The sequence below is a fragment of the Paracoccus solventivorans genome (assembly GCF_900142875.1).
Classification (GTDB): domain Bacteria; phylum Pseudomonadota; class Alphaproteobacteria; order Rhodobacterales; family Rhodobacteraceae; genus Paracoccus; species Paracoccus solventivorans.
This window is the reverse complement of record NZ_FRCK01000017.1, coordinates 1-14080: the sequence shown is the minus strand read 5'-3', so window position 1 is coordinate 14080 and position 14080 is coordinate 1. Positions and strand designations below refer to the sequence as shown.

The window sequence follows — 14080 nt, the reverse complement described above, 5'->3', positions numbered from 1 at the left end:
ACCGTGATAATCTCCGACATGACCGCTCCCCTTTGTGGATCGTTGCAGACCCACCTTGGCACATCAGATGCCGTCGGGGGGCGGTCACATCATCAGAGCCCCTCCGAGGCTATCGGGGGGCACAGTGTGGGATGCTGGTTGTGGAGACGATTGCGAAGATCCGCCGGGCGTATTTCCAGGACAAGAAGTCGATCAAGCATATCTGCCGAGAGCTGCGGGTATCGCGGAACACGGTTCGGAAGGTGATCCGGTCCGGCGCAACGGAGATGACTTACGAGCGAACCGTCCAACCGCAGCCGAAGATCGGTCCCTGGAAAGGCAAGCTCGACGAGATGCTGGCGGCGAATGCGCGCAAGCCGAAGCGCGAGCGGCTGACCCGCATCCGGATTTTCGAAGAGCTCAGGGCCCTCGGATATGACGGCGGCTACGACGCGGTCCGACGCTATGCGGCTTCGTGGTCGCAGGCGGAGCAGGAAGCGTCAGCCGCCGCCTATGTGCCACTGAGCTTCGATCCGGGTGAAGCCTACCAGTTCGACTGGAGTCACGAGGTCGTTCTGATCGACGGCGTGACCACCACGGTGAAGGTGGCTCACGTCCGGCTTTGTCATAGCCGGATGCTGTTCGTCCGGGCCTACCCGCGAGAGACGCAGGAGATGGTGTTCGATGCCCATGACAAGGCCTTTGCCTTCTTCGGCGGCGCCTGTGCGCGTGGGATCTACGACAACATGAAGACGGCGGTGGACACGATCTTCGTCGGCCGCGACCGCGCGTATAATCGCCGGTTCCAGCAGATGTGCGGACACTACCTTGTCGATCCCGTCGCCTGCACCCCCGCGTCCGGCTGGGAGAAGGGACAAGTAGAGAACCAGGTTGGCGTTGTCCGGCGGCGGTTCTTCGTGCCGCGGCCGCGCTTCAAGAGCTACGCTGAACTCAACGCCTGGCTTCAGGATCGCTGTATTGCCTGGGCCAAGGCCCATCCGCACCAGGAATTGCGTGATCGGACAATCTGGGACGTGTTCCAGGATGAGCGGGCGAGCCTGGTGCCCTACGTCGGCCCTTTCGACGGATTCCATGCCGTGCCGGCCTCGGTGTCCAAGACCTGCCTCGTTAGGTTCGACAAGAACCGCTACTCGGTCGATGGTCGCGCCGTCGGCCGCCCGGTCGAGATCCGCGCCTATGCCGAGCGGGTCGAGGTCTGGCAGGACGGCAAGATCGTCGGCCAGCACGACCGCGCCTTCGGGCGCGACAAGGCCATCTATGACCCGCTGCACTACATCCCGGTGCTGGCCCGCAAGCCCGGCGCCCTTCGAAACGGCGCTCCCTTCAAGGAATGGGAACTGCCGCCGGCGATACGACGCGTCCAGCGTAAGCTGGGGCGCGTGCCGAACGGTGACCGTCAGATGGTCCAGATCCTGAGCATGATCCCAACGGATGGACTGGAAGCCGTCGAGGCTGCCTGCGTCGAGGCCCTGACCGAAGGCGCCCCGGCGGCATCGGTCGTTCTGAACATCCTGGCCCGACATCGCGAGCCACCACCTCCGTTGACCATCGCCACGCCGGACGCGTTGCGCCTGACCTGCGAGCCCGTGGCCGACTGCAAACGCTACGACAGCCTCAGGAGACCCCGCCATGGAAAGATCACAGGTGCTGGACGCGATGGGCCAGTTGAAGCTCCGGCATGAAGGCCGCCTACGATGAGATCATCGCCACGGCGGTGAAGCGACAGCACGAACCGCAGCAAATCGTGGGCGACCTGCTGAACGCCGAGATCAGCGAGAAACAAGCTCGCTCGATCAAATACCAGATGACCATCGCCAAGCTGCCCTTGGCCAAGGAAGTCGACGAGTTCAGCTTCGAAGACACGCCCGTGAACGAAACGCTGGTGCGCGATCTGGCCTCCGGAGAGTTCCTCGAGCATCAGCGTAACGTCGTCCTCATCGGCGGCACCGGGACCGGCAAATCCCACCTTGCCGTCAGCATCGCCCGGGCCTGCATCCGCCGTGGCAAGCGCGGCCGCTTCTTCAACGTCGTGGACCTGGTGAACAAGCTGGACGCCGAAGCCCGCGCCGACCGACAGGGACGCACTGCGGATCTCCTGTGCCGCCTCGACTTCCTGATCCTCGACGGGTTGGGATATCTGCCGTTCGCCCAGACGGGTGGCCAGCTCCTGTTCCACCTCATCAGTCGCCTTTACGAACGCACATCGATCATCGTGACGACGAACCTCGACTTCGGCGAATGGCCGACCGTCTTCGGGGACGCGAAGATGACAACGGCGCTCCTCGACCGACTGACCCATCACTGTGACATCGTCGAGACCGGCAACGAGAGCTGGCGCTTCAAGACGCGGGAATGACCGAGACGCCGCTGGCCCGATCCGGTTGCGCTGTATGGAGGCTACACCGCATCGGGCCAGCTACCCGTGCGCACCAAGCGGGGTCATTATTGATGGGGTGGATGCCCCCGCCCGACGGCATCGCGATGTGCCAAGATGGTGATGTTGAAGTCACCATAGGAAGAGGAGGCATCCATGAATGAGGTTAGCATCGTCGGCGTCGACCTGGCAAAGCAGGTCTTTCAAGTTCACGGAGCTGCGGCAGACGGGCGGGTCCTGTTCCGCAAGAAGTTGTCTCGTCCACAGTTTGCGAAGTTCATGACGGCCTTACCTCGGTGCGTCGTGGCAATGGAGGCTTGCGGGACCGCACATTACTGGGGCCGGGAGCTGGCCCGGCACGGCCATGACGTCCGGCTCATCCCACCGATCTACGTGAAGCCGTTCGTGAAGCGGCAGAAGAACGATGCGGCTGATGCGGAAGCTGTCGCCGAGGCCGCCCTGCGCCCGACGATGCGCAGCGTGGCGGTGAAGACGGCCGGACAGCAAGCACAGGCGATGCTCTTTCGCACCCGCGATTTGCTCGTCGGACAGCGCACCCAGTTGGTCAATGCGCTCCGGGGACATCTCGCTGAGCACGGCATCATCCTGGGCAAGGGCATTGGCAATATCGACCGTCTCGCCGCGCGCTTCGAAGAAGACGAAGACATTCCAGACCTGGTTCGCAACTTGGGGCGGCTCTACCTCGATCGGATCGCAGGGCTCAGCGCCGAAATCGGCGAACTGGACGGGCGCATTGCGGCGGCAGCGAAGGAAAGCGATGTCGCTCGCAAACTTCAGACGATGCCGGGGATCGGTCCGGTCTGTGCCATGGCAATCGGCACCTTCGCGCCCGATATGCGCGAATTCCGCCGAGCGCGCGACTTCTCGGCCTGGCTCGGGCTCGTTCCCCGGCAACATTCCAGCGGCGGAAAACAGAAGCTCGGCCGAACGTCCAAGATGGGGCAGCGCGACATTCGCCGCCTACTGATCGTGGGCGCGATGTCCGTCGTGCATTGGAGGGGTCGCGAGGGCGGCAAGCCCGGATCGTGGCTCTCCCGCATGCTGGCCCGGAAGCCGCGCATGCTGGTCGCTATCGCCTTGGCCAACAAGATGGCCCGGATGATTTGGGCCATGCTCTCGCGCGATGAGGATTACCGAGATCCGACCGGCGCGGTCTGCTGACCGCGGCCGCCGGAGCGTCGGCGATGTGAGGAGGACGACGACCAGCATGGGCAAATGATCGACAAGATCCGGAACGGGTGAGCCAGTGGCACCCAACGAGCTCAAGCTCGCAATTTTGATCAGGCCCCCGATCCGCGCATCACCATACCGGCCCGCGGCATGTCACGGTCGCACCTGAGAGGCCTGAAACATGACCGCACCCGATCACATGCTCAGAAGGTCAGAAAAATCCTTGCATCGAAGGGGGCATCCAAACATGGGCGCCGAAAGGGGGTCAAAGTTGCGTGCCGATTGACATGGCGGGGCGATGTGCAATCTCTATCGCATTACGACCAATCAGCAGGCGATCCGGGATTTCGTGGCCGCCACCCATGACAGTATCGGCAATCTGGAACCATCGATCGACGTCTATCCCGACCGGCCGGCGCATGTGGTGCGCAACACCGACGGCGGGCGGGAACTAGCTTCGCTGACCTGGGGCATGCCGACGCCCATCGAATATCTGAAATCCCGCGACGTGCCGGACACGGGCGTCACCAATATCCGCAACACGGGCAGCCCCCACTGGCGCAAATGGCTCGGGGTCGAGCATCGCTGCGTGGTTCCGGCCACCGCGTTCTCCGAATACGGGCAGAAGCCCGATCCGATCACAAAGCGCAAACCGCTGCACTGGTTCGCCCTCGACGAGACCCAGCCCCTGTTCTTCTTTGCGGGAATCTGGACGCCTTGGCGCGGAACCCGCGGATCGAACCGCACCCCGCGCCCGGGCGATCATCAGCTGTTCGCCTTCCTGACAACCGATGCCAACAGCGTGGTGAAGCCGATCCATCCGAAGGCCATGCCCGCCATCCTTACGAGCCGCGAAGAAGTCGAGATCTGGCTCGGGGCTGATTGGAAGGACGCCAAGGCGCTGCAACGGCCACTGCCCGATGATCGGTTGGTGACCGCGGAGACGCCAGCCAGCGCAGCTGCCACTGGCATGCTGCCGGGCATCTGAACAATGATCCGGAGGACGAAATGGGCCGGAAGGAAGATGAACAGTTAGCGGCCACGCTCGCCAAGGCGATGGCGATGATCTGCGTTCGCAACAGCATGCTGGAGGACCTGCATGCGGGGCCGGTCCCGGTCACGAAGACCGGCGACTATTCCGATGTCTTCGTCATCGACGCGGACGGCAATCGCATCTCCTGGGTAACCGTGTCGCGGATCGACGACGACGAGATGCGCGACCTGATGCGCCAGGTGGTCAACCGCCTCTACACGTTCCAGACCTGCTTCGCCGAGCCACAGTTTCAGGCCGTGATCGACAAATGGCTCGGTGTGGCGCGTAACTGGGACGAGCCGGTCCTCGATGAGCGTCTCGCAGGACGGTCTTCCCGACAATAGCCTTCCCATCAGCGAACGATTGGTGTCGCAACTCGACCGCTTGCTGAATGGGATGTAGGAACGCAGCAGAATGGCCGACCCTGAGCTGACTCATGGCAATCCGCAAATGAAAACCGCAGGAAGATTGGTTGCGCCGATATGGGCTGGCGGTGCAGGAAGCAAGACTTCGCTGAAGGCCTTTGAAAGGCCGCCAGTCAGGCCACCTTTTCCGACTGAGCGCTGCCGCACGCCACGCAAGCAGCGGCCGGCCAAGGTCGACCAACCGTACGCAACCCGGAGTCGATCTGCTCGTGGGCAGACAACCACGCCTCGCTCATGCGCCCACCGAGCTTCGCGATCCGATCGGGCGATGCGACAACTACCCGGCTGAACGATTGCGAAGGCGGATCCAGCAGGCAGTCCAACGCGAGCTCACCGACCATAGCGGTCACATAGCTGAGTTCAACCGGACCATAGGGCTGGTAGTGCGCGCCGCAAGCCGGTTCCTCTTGATTGGCGCCGCCACCGTCCGCCCACTCCACGACCTGGAAGGCGGGCTTTCCCGTGCGACCGATGTGGCATTGAAGGCACCCACCCTCACCCGCGATCACGACACCGTGCCCCGCACAGGCATGCGCTTCGGTCCAGGCATAGAGAACCGGCTTCTGTCGACCATGATCGACGTGCCAACGATTGAGGGCGTTCTCCGCGGCCCAGCTTCCCGTCGCCGCGATAATCAGATCAGTTGCCTCTAGGAGATTGGGGTCAGTCAGAAGGAGCTCATGTAGCCCGCATGGCCGGCCCTCGATCTGCAGATGGGGGTAATCGGTCTGCAGGCGCTCCGCCAATGCCTCGGCCTTGTTGCGGCCGACCGCAGTGGCACCCAATGGATGCCGGCCGACATTCGGCCAGCTCAGCGTGTCATGATCGAGAAGAATGATCCGCCCGACGCCGGCTTGCGCGAGGGCACAGGCCACTGGCGCGCCAACGGACCCGCATCCGATCAGGACGGCAGTCGCTGCGAGGAGCCGTGCGGCCCGGGGATCTCGGCCGCGACCATGTATCCAAGTCGCATCGGCTCGTTGAACGGAACTTCGAATGACAGGATTGGCGCCGAAGAACCTGTCGACCAGCACAGACTTCGGCGTGCGGCCCGGTCGGAAACCTTTGGACAGAGGCTCCAATGCCGAGCGGGGATGAGACTTGAGCCGCTTCGGGTTTAAAATCTTGACACCGATCAGCCCGGCGCCCCCGCGCCCCTCTGCCCCGATAACCGTGACGAGATGATCCGGTTCGCCGACAGCCGCTTGATCGAGAACTTGAACCGCATCGGTCCCGGTTGCGGCCGCCAGAGCGCGAAGGTCTGACGCGGTTTCGGGATACGCCGAAGGGAGCAACGGCTCGCCCAGCCAGATGAATGCCGCGTCCTCGATCTTGGTTTTGGCGCAGTCGCCAAAGCGGTTGCGGATCCAATCGAGCAGCGATTCCGCATCTTCACCCACAACCTCCAAACCCTCACCTCGCCAGACCCGAACGGCGCGCGACGGCGGCGCAGGGGTCAGCAGACTGAAAAGATGAGCGCCATCGGAATGCGCCTTGTAGGCCCAGTACGTCAGGAACTCTTCACGAAAATCCCTCTCGATGATTGACCCGTCGAGCAACTCCTCGATCAACCGCACCGACCGGTTGAGCAGATTGGCGGCCACATCCGACGGATCATCGGGGTCACACTCCGCCAAGTTCGGCAGAAGACACAGGACGCCATCGCTCTCGACGTGCGGCCAAGTCATGAATTCAGGATGGTCGACCAGCGCAGTCCGCACCGGGACGGTCGGAAACCCCGCCGTGACCACCACGTCGATGCGACGCATGACGCCGTCAGGAAAAGTTACGCTGATCCGCCAAGCGGCGACCCAGCGGCGCGTGGGGTAGCAACTCCTGATCGTCCCTTCATCCAAACGCTCGGGTGCCTGCCCCGTCACCTCGCGGAGTCTCGCTTCAAGTTGAAGTGCCGCCTGCCTCCAACAGAGAGGTAACGGCCTCTCAAGCATGGCGCCCGCCGCCGGCGCTGCTGACTGCCGCCGCTGCGGCCGCCGTCGAGCCCAACAGCGCTGCCGAACTGATGATTGCAGGCGCCGCTACCGCGGCACGCCGCTCCTCCTCTAGCCGCTCACTGAAGAACGTCGTGGCAAACACCTTGTCCCAGCATTTCAACGCGCGCTCGCGAGTGCAATCAACCTCGAAGAGCGGTTGCAACGTGTCGATCGCCTCCGTCAGCTTGTCGCGGAAGCTCCGAGCTCGAGCATCGTCATCGCCGCTCGTGATGTAGTCTCCCGGCGTGACGGGATGCGCAACTTGAAGGTTCCAGTTCAGCCGGTCGCGAATGGCGACCATCGTGTCGTAGAGGGCGCGATCTTCGCGTTCATTCTGCCGGTACCGCTCGGTCAACAGCACCGAGATGCCGAACCCGCTCAAGATACCGCCTCGCCAGCTATAGCGGCTCCGGGCGTATTTCTTCAGGTCGCGGTTGATGCGGCGAAGCTGCACACCGTCTGCTGATCGTGCCCGCTCGTCCTCGTACCAGTCGGACACGTCGCGAGCGTCGGACCGTTTCCAGCCACTGCTCGCCGCCAGTTCATAGTGAATCTCGTCGCCGAAGACGGTCGAGGTCACGACGCGCCGATAAACCGGCAAGTCAACGTGATATCCCTTCTCGTAAAAGACCCGCACGCAGTTGCGGCGAACCTCCGGCGCCCTCTTGAACTTGCCGTCGTCGACGGCGTCGCGCACCATCTGGCGCGCTTGGAGCGACGTCATCTCGGCACCGCGCTCGCCGACCAGTTCCTCTTTTCGGAAATAGACACCGTCGTCGATGTCGTAATCATTGTCCGGGTCGCGGACCATTGTCTTCATGGCGTAGCTGCCCTGCTTCACGAACTCGAGTGGCGCTGGCTTGCCTGCCGCCGCGAGGCCGTTCCGAAGGCGCGAACGGTTCGAGTTGCGGCGGTCGCGCATCGCATCCTGCTCTGTCTTGGGCAGGGTCACGTCTTGGTCATGGTAAGCCCGGATATCCTTAGCACAGTCGAACATTGCTCATCCTTTTCGATCACGGGGGGATACGCGGTCCCACACCGCGCCGGTGGCCGGCATCGCCGGCAGTTCATTCATGAGGGACCGGATCATGCGTCCGTCCTCGCTGTTGGGATCGTCGCAGACGCTCTTGGTCAGGTCGGCGTCGGTGTTGGCCTGGGCGATTAGGCGATCCATCGCCTCCCGCCGGGTGTCGTCGAGAGCTAGGTAAGGCATCATGCTGGCCGGGACAGGCTTGTTGGGAAACCGGACACGTCGGATCGGGCGACCGCAGTTGCTGATGGCGTTTGCGAGAAGCCGCGCCATGTGATCGAAGGCAAACTCCTGAGCCGAGATGCTCAGCGGCGCCACGTCAGCACCGAGCGACCAGTCGAGCATCGACCGATGGGCGGTCTCCGCGTCGAGGTGATCGCCGTCGGGCCGCGGGCACGTTCCCAGCGAAAAGATCTCAATGGGGCGGTCGGGCGCGGCGATAGTGAGCGCGTCAATCAGGCCGACCATAATCGGGTTGTTGGCCCATAGTCCGCCGTCGGCGAACACCTGCTTCGGGCCGCCCGGCGTGTTCGGGTCGTTGATCGCTGCGAGCGACCGATAGATCGGTGCCGCACTGGTCGCCATGCACACATCGACGAGCGGATACTTATCGTCGCGAACTCCGCTCCTCGGTGTTTTCTTGAAGACCCAGGCGCGATGCTCGCTCATCAACACGGACGGGATCGATAACGAGACGCCGCGACCGCTGTAGACGTCGAACATGGTGACGTCTCCGAGCACGTCCTCCAGCGCCGCGCGCAGGGCGTTGTCGCCCGCGCGAACAAAGCGATCACCCTGCGTGGCCCGATAGATCGCGCTCCGCTTGCCCTTGATCCTATGGGGGAAGATTTTGGGCCCATGCTCGCGATACAGCGCGACGACTTCCGGCATCGGCCGACCGACAGCGAGCGCACAGCCGACGATCGCGCCAGTGCTGGTCCCAGTGATCAGATCGAAGCCGCGGCCGAGATCCAACGCCGTCTCGCCCCTTATTCGAGCGAACTGGTTGGTCAGCCGAGCCAGGAAAGCTGCAGTGTAGATGCCCCGCATGCCTCCACCGTCGAGGCTGAGCACGCGGTAAGGACGTTCAGGCTGTTGATGTTCTTCGTCTGTTTCCATCTAGGCGCCCCCGTTTCGATCACGACGAGGTTGCCTTCGCGCCCGCGTCCGTCCATAAGATATGGCAACGGGGCAAACATACGTCAAGTTACTGGACGTGACAACTCGGCAAGAATCGTGTTTTTGGAGGTAATGACATGGTAGGAGATGGCGAACAGCTCCGGTGGGGTGTCCGCCGAAGGCTTGAATTCATTGACTTTCGCCTATTCTGGGACGGTCGCTTCAACCGCAGCGATATTGCGCAGACTTTCGGGATCTCCGCGCAGCAGGCGTCCGCTGACATCGCTCAATATGAGAAGCTCGCCCCACAAAACCTTCGCTATGACCGGGCCGAGAAGGCCTACAGACGCGCGAACACGTTCGCGCCGATCTTCATCGGAGAGACCATTGACCGCTACCTCCTTCAGCTGGTCGCGATCGAGAACCGATGGATGCGGCCCGAGGACACGTGGTTCGACGCGATCCCGCCTGTCGAGGTGCTAACGCTTGGACGACGGCCTACTGACCCAACGGTCTTGCTGCGCGTGCTCGACGCCGTCCGCAATCACCTCGAGATCGACATTGAGTATTCTTCGCTGACAGGTTCCGAGCAGCTCTCGCGGTCGATCGCGCCGCACGCTCTCTCCCACAGCGCGGGCCGTTGGTATGTCCGGTCTTGGTCACGCGAGCACAACGACTTCCGGGACTATAATCTTAACCGGATCGGTGCGGTTAAGGGTCAGCGCCTAGCATCGGTCGATCCTGAACTCGATTTCGAGTGGGTACACAAGATCAACCTTGTCATTGTGCCCAACGCGGCCTTGTCGGCTGAGCGGCAAGCGGCCGTGGCAGCGGAGCACGCGATGACCGATGGACGCCTCATTCGACCATGTCGATTGAGCCTAAGCTTCTATCTGATGAGTGAGTACAACCTAGACGTCGAACCGGGGGTGTTGAAGCCAGAGAAGCAGCAAATCGTCCTCGAAAATCGGGACGAGGTGACGCAAGCGCGCGTGCTCGCTCGCAAGATGTCGAAGGAAGCCTTGGATCGCGCCTCGCGGACTGGCTCGCCCGCATGATGAGCGCGCCGCCTACCGAGCAGTCGCGCCGACGCTGGCATGGTACTTCGTGATGTCGGTGGCAGCGACCTTGTTGTTCGGGAGTCTCGCGCGGAACGATCAGTCCGAAGGCTCTGACACGGATCTACTAATGATCAATTTGGACGACGAGACGCGTCACATCTCGATCGGCAAACTGTCGCTATTCCTCTATCCTTGGAGGCAGCTTGAACAGGACGCACGCGACGGTGACCTATTCGTTTGTCATCTCGTTCGTGAGGCCAAACCAATCGTAGATCCGGACAACTATTTGGACAAACTTCGAACCGCGTTTAAATTTCGATCGACCTACCAAGATGAAGTGAGCTGGGCGGTTGACTTGGGCTGGTACCTCGTCAGGTTCGGCGACGAGTTGAATTCCAATCTGCTGGGAAAGCGAGCGCTCTGGTGCATCCGCACGATCCTGATCGCCCGTGGCGCCGAACAGCGCGATCCGGTCTTTGCGCCTCATCGGCTCGCAGAGCAAACGCAATCGGCGTTAGCGCGCGACATTCTTTGCAACCGCCGCCGCCAACACGAGGACGCAGTCGTGCGAGAGTCGCTCCGACAGTTTCTCTGTAATGAAGCACCAAGTTGCCAGATGCTTGAGCTAAAAGATCGCGACGCCTTTATCAAAGGGTTCGCGGAAACATCCAACAAGGTCGCGCTACAAACGCTCCGCCAGAAAGAAAGAAGCGAAGCAAGCTATCTCGGCTAGGGAACGCTTGGCGTTGATCACGATGGGCTCACCATTGTTCATTGGTTCATATGCCTAGGTTGATCCATCCAGCCGCCTCTCCAGCCAAGATTTTACCCGCCGCTCTCACCGAGCGACGCCGCGATGTCGCTGATCGAGCGAAGCAGAACCAGGGGATCGTCCCTGGACGGTTCGAAGCCGCGCCGCCGCCAAAACTCGGCAGCATCTCCGTCAACGGCGTTGACCATCAACGCCCGCCCGCCGATCAGCGAAGCGGCCTGAACGCAGCGTTGGAGGGCATGCTTCACAAGGCCGGTCCCGATGCCCAACCCTGCCCATCCGGTGTCGGTCGCGAGCTGGCCGAGCAGCATGCACGGGACCGGATTCGGCGGCTGCCCCGTCCTGATCGAGCGCGGCAGAACCGAAGGCAACACACCGGTCGGCGCAAGGCCGTAGTAGCCGACCACGCGCCCGGCCTCATGAACGACGAGAACGGCAGTGAAGCCCTTCTGCTGATTGGAAAGGGCGCGCGTCTTCAGCCAGTGGGCAAGAGTCTGCTTGCCACAGGAGAACTCGGACACATCGTGAGCGGCGGTAAGCGGTTCGGGACCCGAAAGGAGCAAGGGCTTACCGCTTCGCCACGTAGCCGGGCTCCCACGGCGCGGGACGCTTCAGGACTTCGACCATCTCCGGAACGGGAGCGGCAGGACGCGCCAGCACATCCATGAACTCGGCGAAGCCTTCCGGGCTCATCCGGATCAGGCCTTGTTCCATGACGACCTCCTCGGCCGCGCGCACTGCGGCGTCGCGCACGAAGTCGGTGCGCGAGCGGCCGCGCAGGTTTGCGGCGCGATCGATCATTGCGACATCCGCCTCGGGCAGGCGCATCGAGATCGGGTATTCCTTGCGTTCGGCGGTCGTGGCCATGGCGAGTCTCCTTGGTCGACATATAGCGCCTTGTATCGCGAATTACAATACGATGAGGTTGCCTCAACAGTCAATGACCTCATGAGGACGAGCGACGAGGCCAATGATGACCGGGCCAACGTGGGATTCCGATAGGTTATTTTGCTACGCCATGGCTCGCCAGGACACGCTGGGCTACGCCACAGCCCGCACACCCGCGCCAATTGTCGCCGAATATTCGCCTTCAATTTCCGTTGCTTATGCTTCCCCTGCGGCGAATGCTGCAAGTTATGACCTTGCGAGCCCCAGGAAACCCGGCAAAGATGACAGGAGGAGAGCGCGAAGCGCTGCTCGAATCCTTGCTGCTGGACAAGCCGGAGCTGACGTTTACGCCACGCGGCAATCCCGACCCACGCCTTCTGCGACTGGTCGGCATCCTGGCGAGGCAGGCGGCGCAGGAGTGCTATGCAGAGGAAGTGAAGATGTCACGGCAAAGGAGGAAGCGCTCCTCCTGACACGGATGGGAGCCAAGTTTTGAAAGTCGCGATCTACGCCCGCTATTCTTCCGACAATCAACGCGACGCTTCCATCGCCGACCAGTTCCGCATGTGCCGCCTCCATGCCGAGAAGCAGGGCTGGCATATCGTCGAGGAGTATTCGGACCACGCGATCTCCGGCGCCTCGCTGATCCGGCCGGGCATTCAGGCGCTCATGGCCGACGCTATGGGCGGCCGCTTCGATCTGATCCTGGCCGAAGCGATGGACCGCCTCTCCCGCGACCAGGAAGACATCGCGGGCATCTTCAAGCGCATGTCCTATGCCGACGTGAAAATGTTCACCCTCTCGGAAGGCGAGGTGACGCATTTGCATGTTGGCCTCAAGGGCACGATGAATGCGCTCTTCCTGAAGGATCTGGCCGACAAGACTCGGCGCGGGCAGCGCGGCCGAGTCGAGGCGGGCAAATCGGGTGGCGGCAATGCCTATGGCTACGATGTGGTCAAGAAGTTCGATGCGAACGGCGAGCCGATCCGCGGCGATCGCACCATCAACGAATTCCAGGCCGAAGTCGTGCGCCGCATCTTCCGCGACTATGCCGCCGGCAAATCGGCCAAGACCATCGCCTTCGCCCTGAACAAGGAAGGCATTCCCGCTCCGTCAGGCGGAGACTGGGGTTTCAGCACGATCAACGGGAACCCGAAGCGCGGCAACGGCATCCTCAACAACGAGATGTATATCGGCAAGATCGTCTGGAACCGGCAGCGCTTCGTCAAGGATCCGAACACCGGCAAGCGGCAGGCCCGCCCCAATCCGGAAGAGGAATGGGTCATCCAGGAAGCGCCCGAGCTGCGCATCCTCGATGACGAACTCTGGAACGCGGTGAAGGCGCGACAGGAGAAGAACAAGCTCGCGCGGAAGGAGAACGGCGAGGCCGATCTCTCGCGGATCAATACCCGCCGCCGCCCCAAGTACCTCTTCTCGGGGCTGACCAAATGTTCCTGCTGTGGTGGCGGCTATTCCGCGATTTCGGCGACGCTGATTGGATGTGCGACGGCGCGCAATAAGGGGACCTGCGACAACCGGGTCAACATCCGCCGGGATGAACTGGAATCGCGTGTGCTGAACGCGCTGCGCAACAAACTCGTCGATCCGGAGCTCTTCGCCCATTTCTGTGAAGTCTTCACGCAGGAGATGAACCGGCTGCGCATGGAAGGCCGCGCCGAGATCGCGTCGGCCGAGGCAGAGATTGCGAGGATCGATCGGGAACTCGAGACCCTCCTCAATCTGATTCTGAAGGGTGGGGCCGCTGACGCGCTCAACGCAAAGATGGTGACGATTGAGAAACGCAAGAAGGAACTTGAACTGTTCCTGGCCGAAGCGGACGAGCCGCCACCCCTGCTGCACCCGAGTATGGCACTGCAATACCGCAAGCGGGTCCAACAGCTCTACGACGCCCTGCAGGACGAAGACGAGGGGAAACGGATCGAGGCCGCCGACACGCTGCGCTCGCTCGTTGACCAGATCGTGTTGACCCCGGTCGAGGGCAAGGTGGAGATCGACGTGCAGGGCGATCTTGCTGGAATCCTTACGATTTCCACGCAAAGCAAAAACCCCGCAGCGGGCGCTACGGGGTCGCAAGTAAAGATGGTTGCGGGGGTAGGATTTGAACCTACGACCTTCAGGTTATGAGCCTGACGAGCTACCGGGCTGCTCTACCCCGCGACTGTTGCTGCGTGTTGT

Annotated in this window: 12 protein-coding genes, 1 tRNA gene and 1 pseudogene; 8 read left to right on the top strand and 6 right to left on the bottom strand. The window is 62.3% G+C overall.

Annotation, left to right across the window (positions count from 1 at the left end; all coding sequences use genetic code 11):
* The first annotated feature begins 131 nt into the window (after nucleotides 1–131).
* The 5 genes and pseudogenes from istA (at nucleotide 132) to BUB57_RS15945 (ending at nucleotide 4942) form a co-directional block, all read left to right on the top strand.
* A pseudogene (gene istA, locus BUB57_RS15965) lies at nucleotides 132–1698 on the top strand (IS21 family transposase).
* Nucleotides 1679–2356 carry an IS21-like element ISPkr1 family helper ATPase IstB gene (gene istB / locus BUB57_RS15960; RefSeq protein WP_073068831.1) on the top strand — a complete coding sequence of 226 codons (678 nt, stop codon included), beginning with the start codon at nucleotides 1679–1681 and terminating at the stop codon, nucleotides 2354–2356. The pseudogene istA and the gene istB overlap by 20 nt, the downstream one beginning before the upstream one ends.
* A 174-nt stretch (nucleotides 2357–2530) precedes the next feature.
* Nucleotides 2531–3556: an IS110 family RNA-guided transposase gene (locus BUB57_RS15955; RefSeq protein WP_073068830.1), complete on the top strand. Its 1026-nt coding sequence runs from the start codon at nucleotides 2531–2533 to the stop codon at nucleotides 3554–3556.
* Between the two features lie 307 nt (nucleotides 3557–3863).
* Nucleotides 3864–4553 (top strand): SOS response-associated peptidase, encoded by a 690-nt coding sequence (locus BUB57_RS15950; protein ID WP_073068829.1) that lies wholly within the window; start codon nucleotides 3864–3866, stop codon nucleotides 4551–4553.
* 20 nt (nucleotides 4554–4573) lie between these two features.
* Entirely contained in the window at nucleotides 4574–4942 is a 369-nt protein-coding gene (locus tag BUB57_RS15945) for a hypothetical protein (RefSeq protein ID WP_073068828.1), read from the top strand.
* Nucleotides 4943–5136: 194 nt separating this feature from the next.
* On the opposite strand, the gene BUB57_RS15940 is transcribed toward BUB57_RS15945, so the two are convergent.
* The 3 genes from BUB57_RS15940 to BUB57_RS15930 are packed head-to-tail and all read right to left on the bottom strand — an operon-like array spanning nucleotide 5137 to nucleotide 9163.
* Nucleotides 5137–6972, bottom strand: a complete 1836-nt coding sequence (locus BUB57_RS15940; RefSeq protein ID WP_073068827.1) for a ThiF family adenylyltransferase — start codon at nucleotides 6970–6972, stop codon at nucleotides 5137–5139.
* The gene (locus BUB57_RS15935; RefSeq protein ID WP_073068826.1) at nucleotides 6965–8011 is read right to left on the bottom strand and encodes a cyclic GMP-AMP synthase DncV-like nucleotidyltransferase; all 1047 of its coding nucleotides are present in this window, start codon (nucleotides 8009–8011) and stop codon (nucleotides 6965–6967) included. The genes BUB57_RS15940 and BUB57_RS15935 overlap by 8 nt, the downstream gene beginning before the upstream one ends.
* 3 nt (nucleotides 8012–8014) lie before the next feature.
* Nucleotides 8015–9163: a patatin-like phospholipase family protein gene (locus BUB57_RS15930; protein ID WP_073068825.1), complete on the bottom strand. Its 1149-nt coding sequence runs from the start codon at nucleotides 9161–9163 to the stop codon at nucleotides 8015–8017.
* A 137-nt stretch (nucleotides 9164–9300) separates the two neighbouring features.
* Here BUB57_RS15930 and BUB57_RS15925 point away from each other — a divergent pair, with 137 nt between their 5' ends.
* Nucleotides 9301–10221, top strand: a complete 921-nt coding sequence (locus BUB57_RS15925; RefSeq protein WP_073068824.1) for a BrxR family helix-turn-helix transcriptional regulator — start codon at nucleotides 9301–9303, stop codon at nucleotides 10219–10221.
* A gap of 130 nt (nucleotides 10222–10351) precedes the next feature.
* Nucleotides 10352–10957: a hypothetical protein gene (locus tag BUB57_RS16650; protein WP_143159764.1), complete on the top strand. Its 606-nt coding sequence runs from the start codon at nucleotides 10352–10354 to the stop codon at nucleotides 10955–10957.
* A 92-nt stretch (nucleotides 10958–11049) separates the two neighbouring features.
* Here the strand turns inward: BUB57_RS16650 and BUB57_RS15920 are convergent, their stop codons facing one another.
* Entirely contained in the window at nucleotides 11050–11517 is a 468-nt protein-coding gene (locus tag BUB57_RS15920) for a GNAT family N-acetyltransferase (RefSeq protein ID WP_234952123.1), read from the bottom strand.
* A gap of 46 nt (nucleotides 11518–11563) precedes the next feature.
* Nucleotides 11564–11863 carry a type II toxin-antitoxin system TacA family antitoxin gene (locus tag BUB57_RS15915; RefSeq protein WP_012112837.1) on the bottom strand — a complete coding sequence of 100 codons (300 nt, stop codon included), beginning with the start codon at nucleotides 11861–11863 and terminating at the stop codon, nucleotides 11564–11566.
* Between the two features lie 513 nt (nucleotides 11864–12376).
* On the opposite strand from BUB57_RS15915, the gene BUB57_RS15905 reads away from it, so the two are divergent.
* The gene (locus BUB57_RS15905; protein ID WP_073068833.1) at nucleotides 12377–14029 is read left to right on the top strand and encodes a recombinase family protein; all 1653 of its coding nucleotides are present in this window, start codon (nucleotides 12377–12379) and stop codon (nucleotides 14027–14029) included.
* Here the strand turns inward: BUB57_RS15905 and BUB57_RS15900 are convergent.
* Nucleotides 13986–14062 (bottom strand) — tRNA-Met (locus tag BUB57_RS15900). The two genes, BUB57_RS15905 and BUB57_RS15900, sit on opposite strands and share 44 nt — an antisense overlap.
* Nucleotides 14063–14080: the final 18 nt, after the last annotated feature.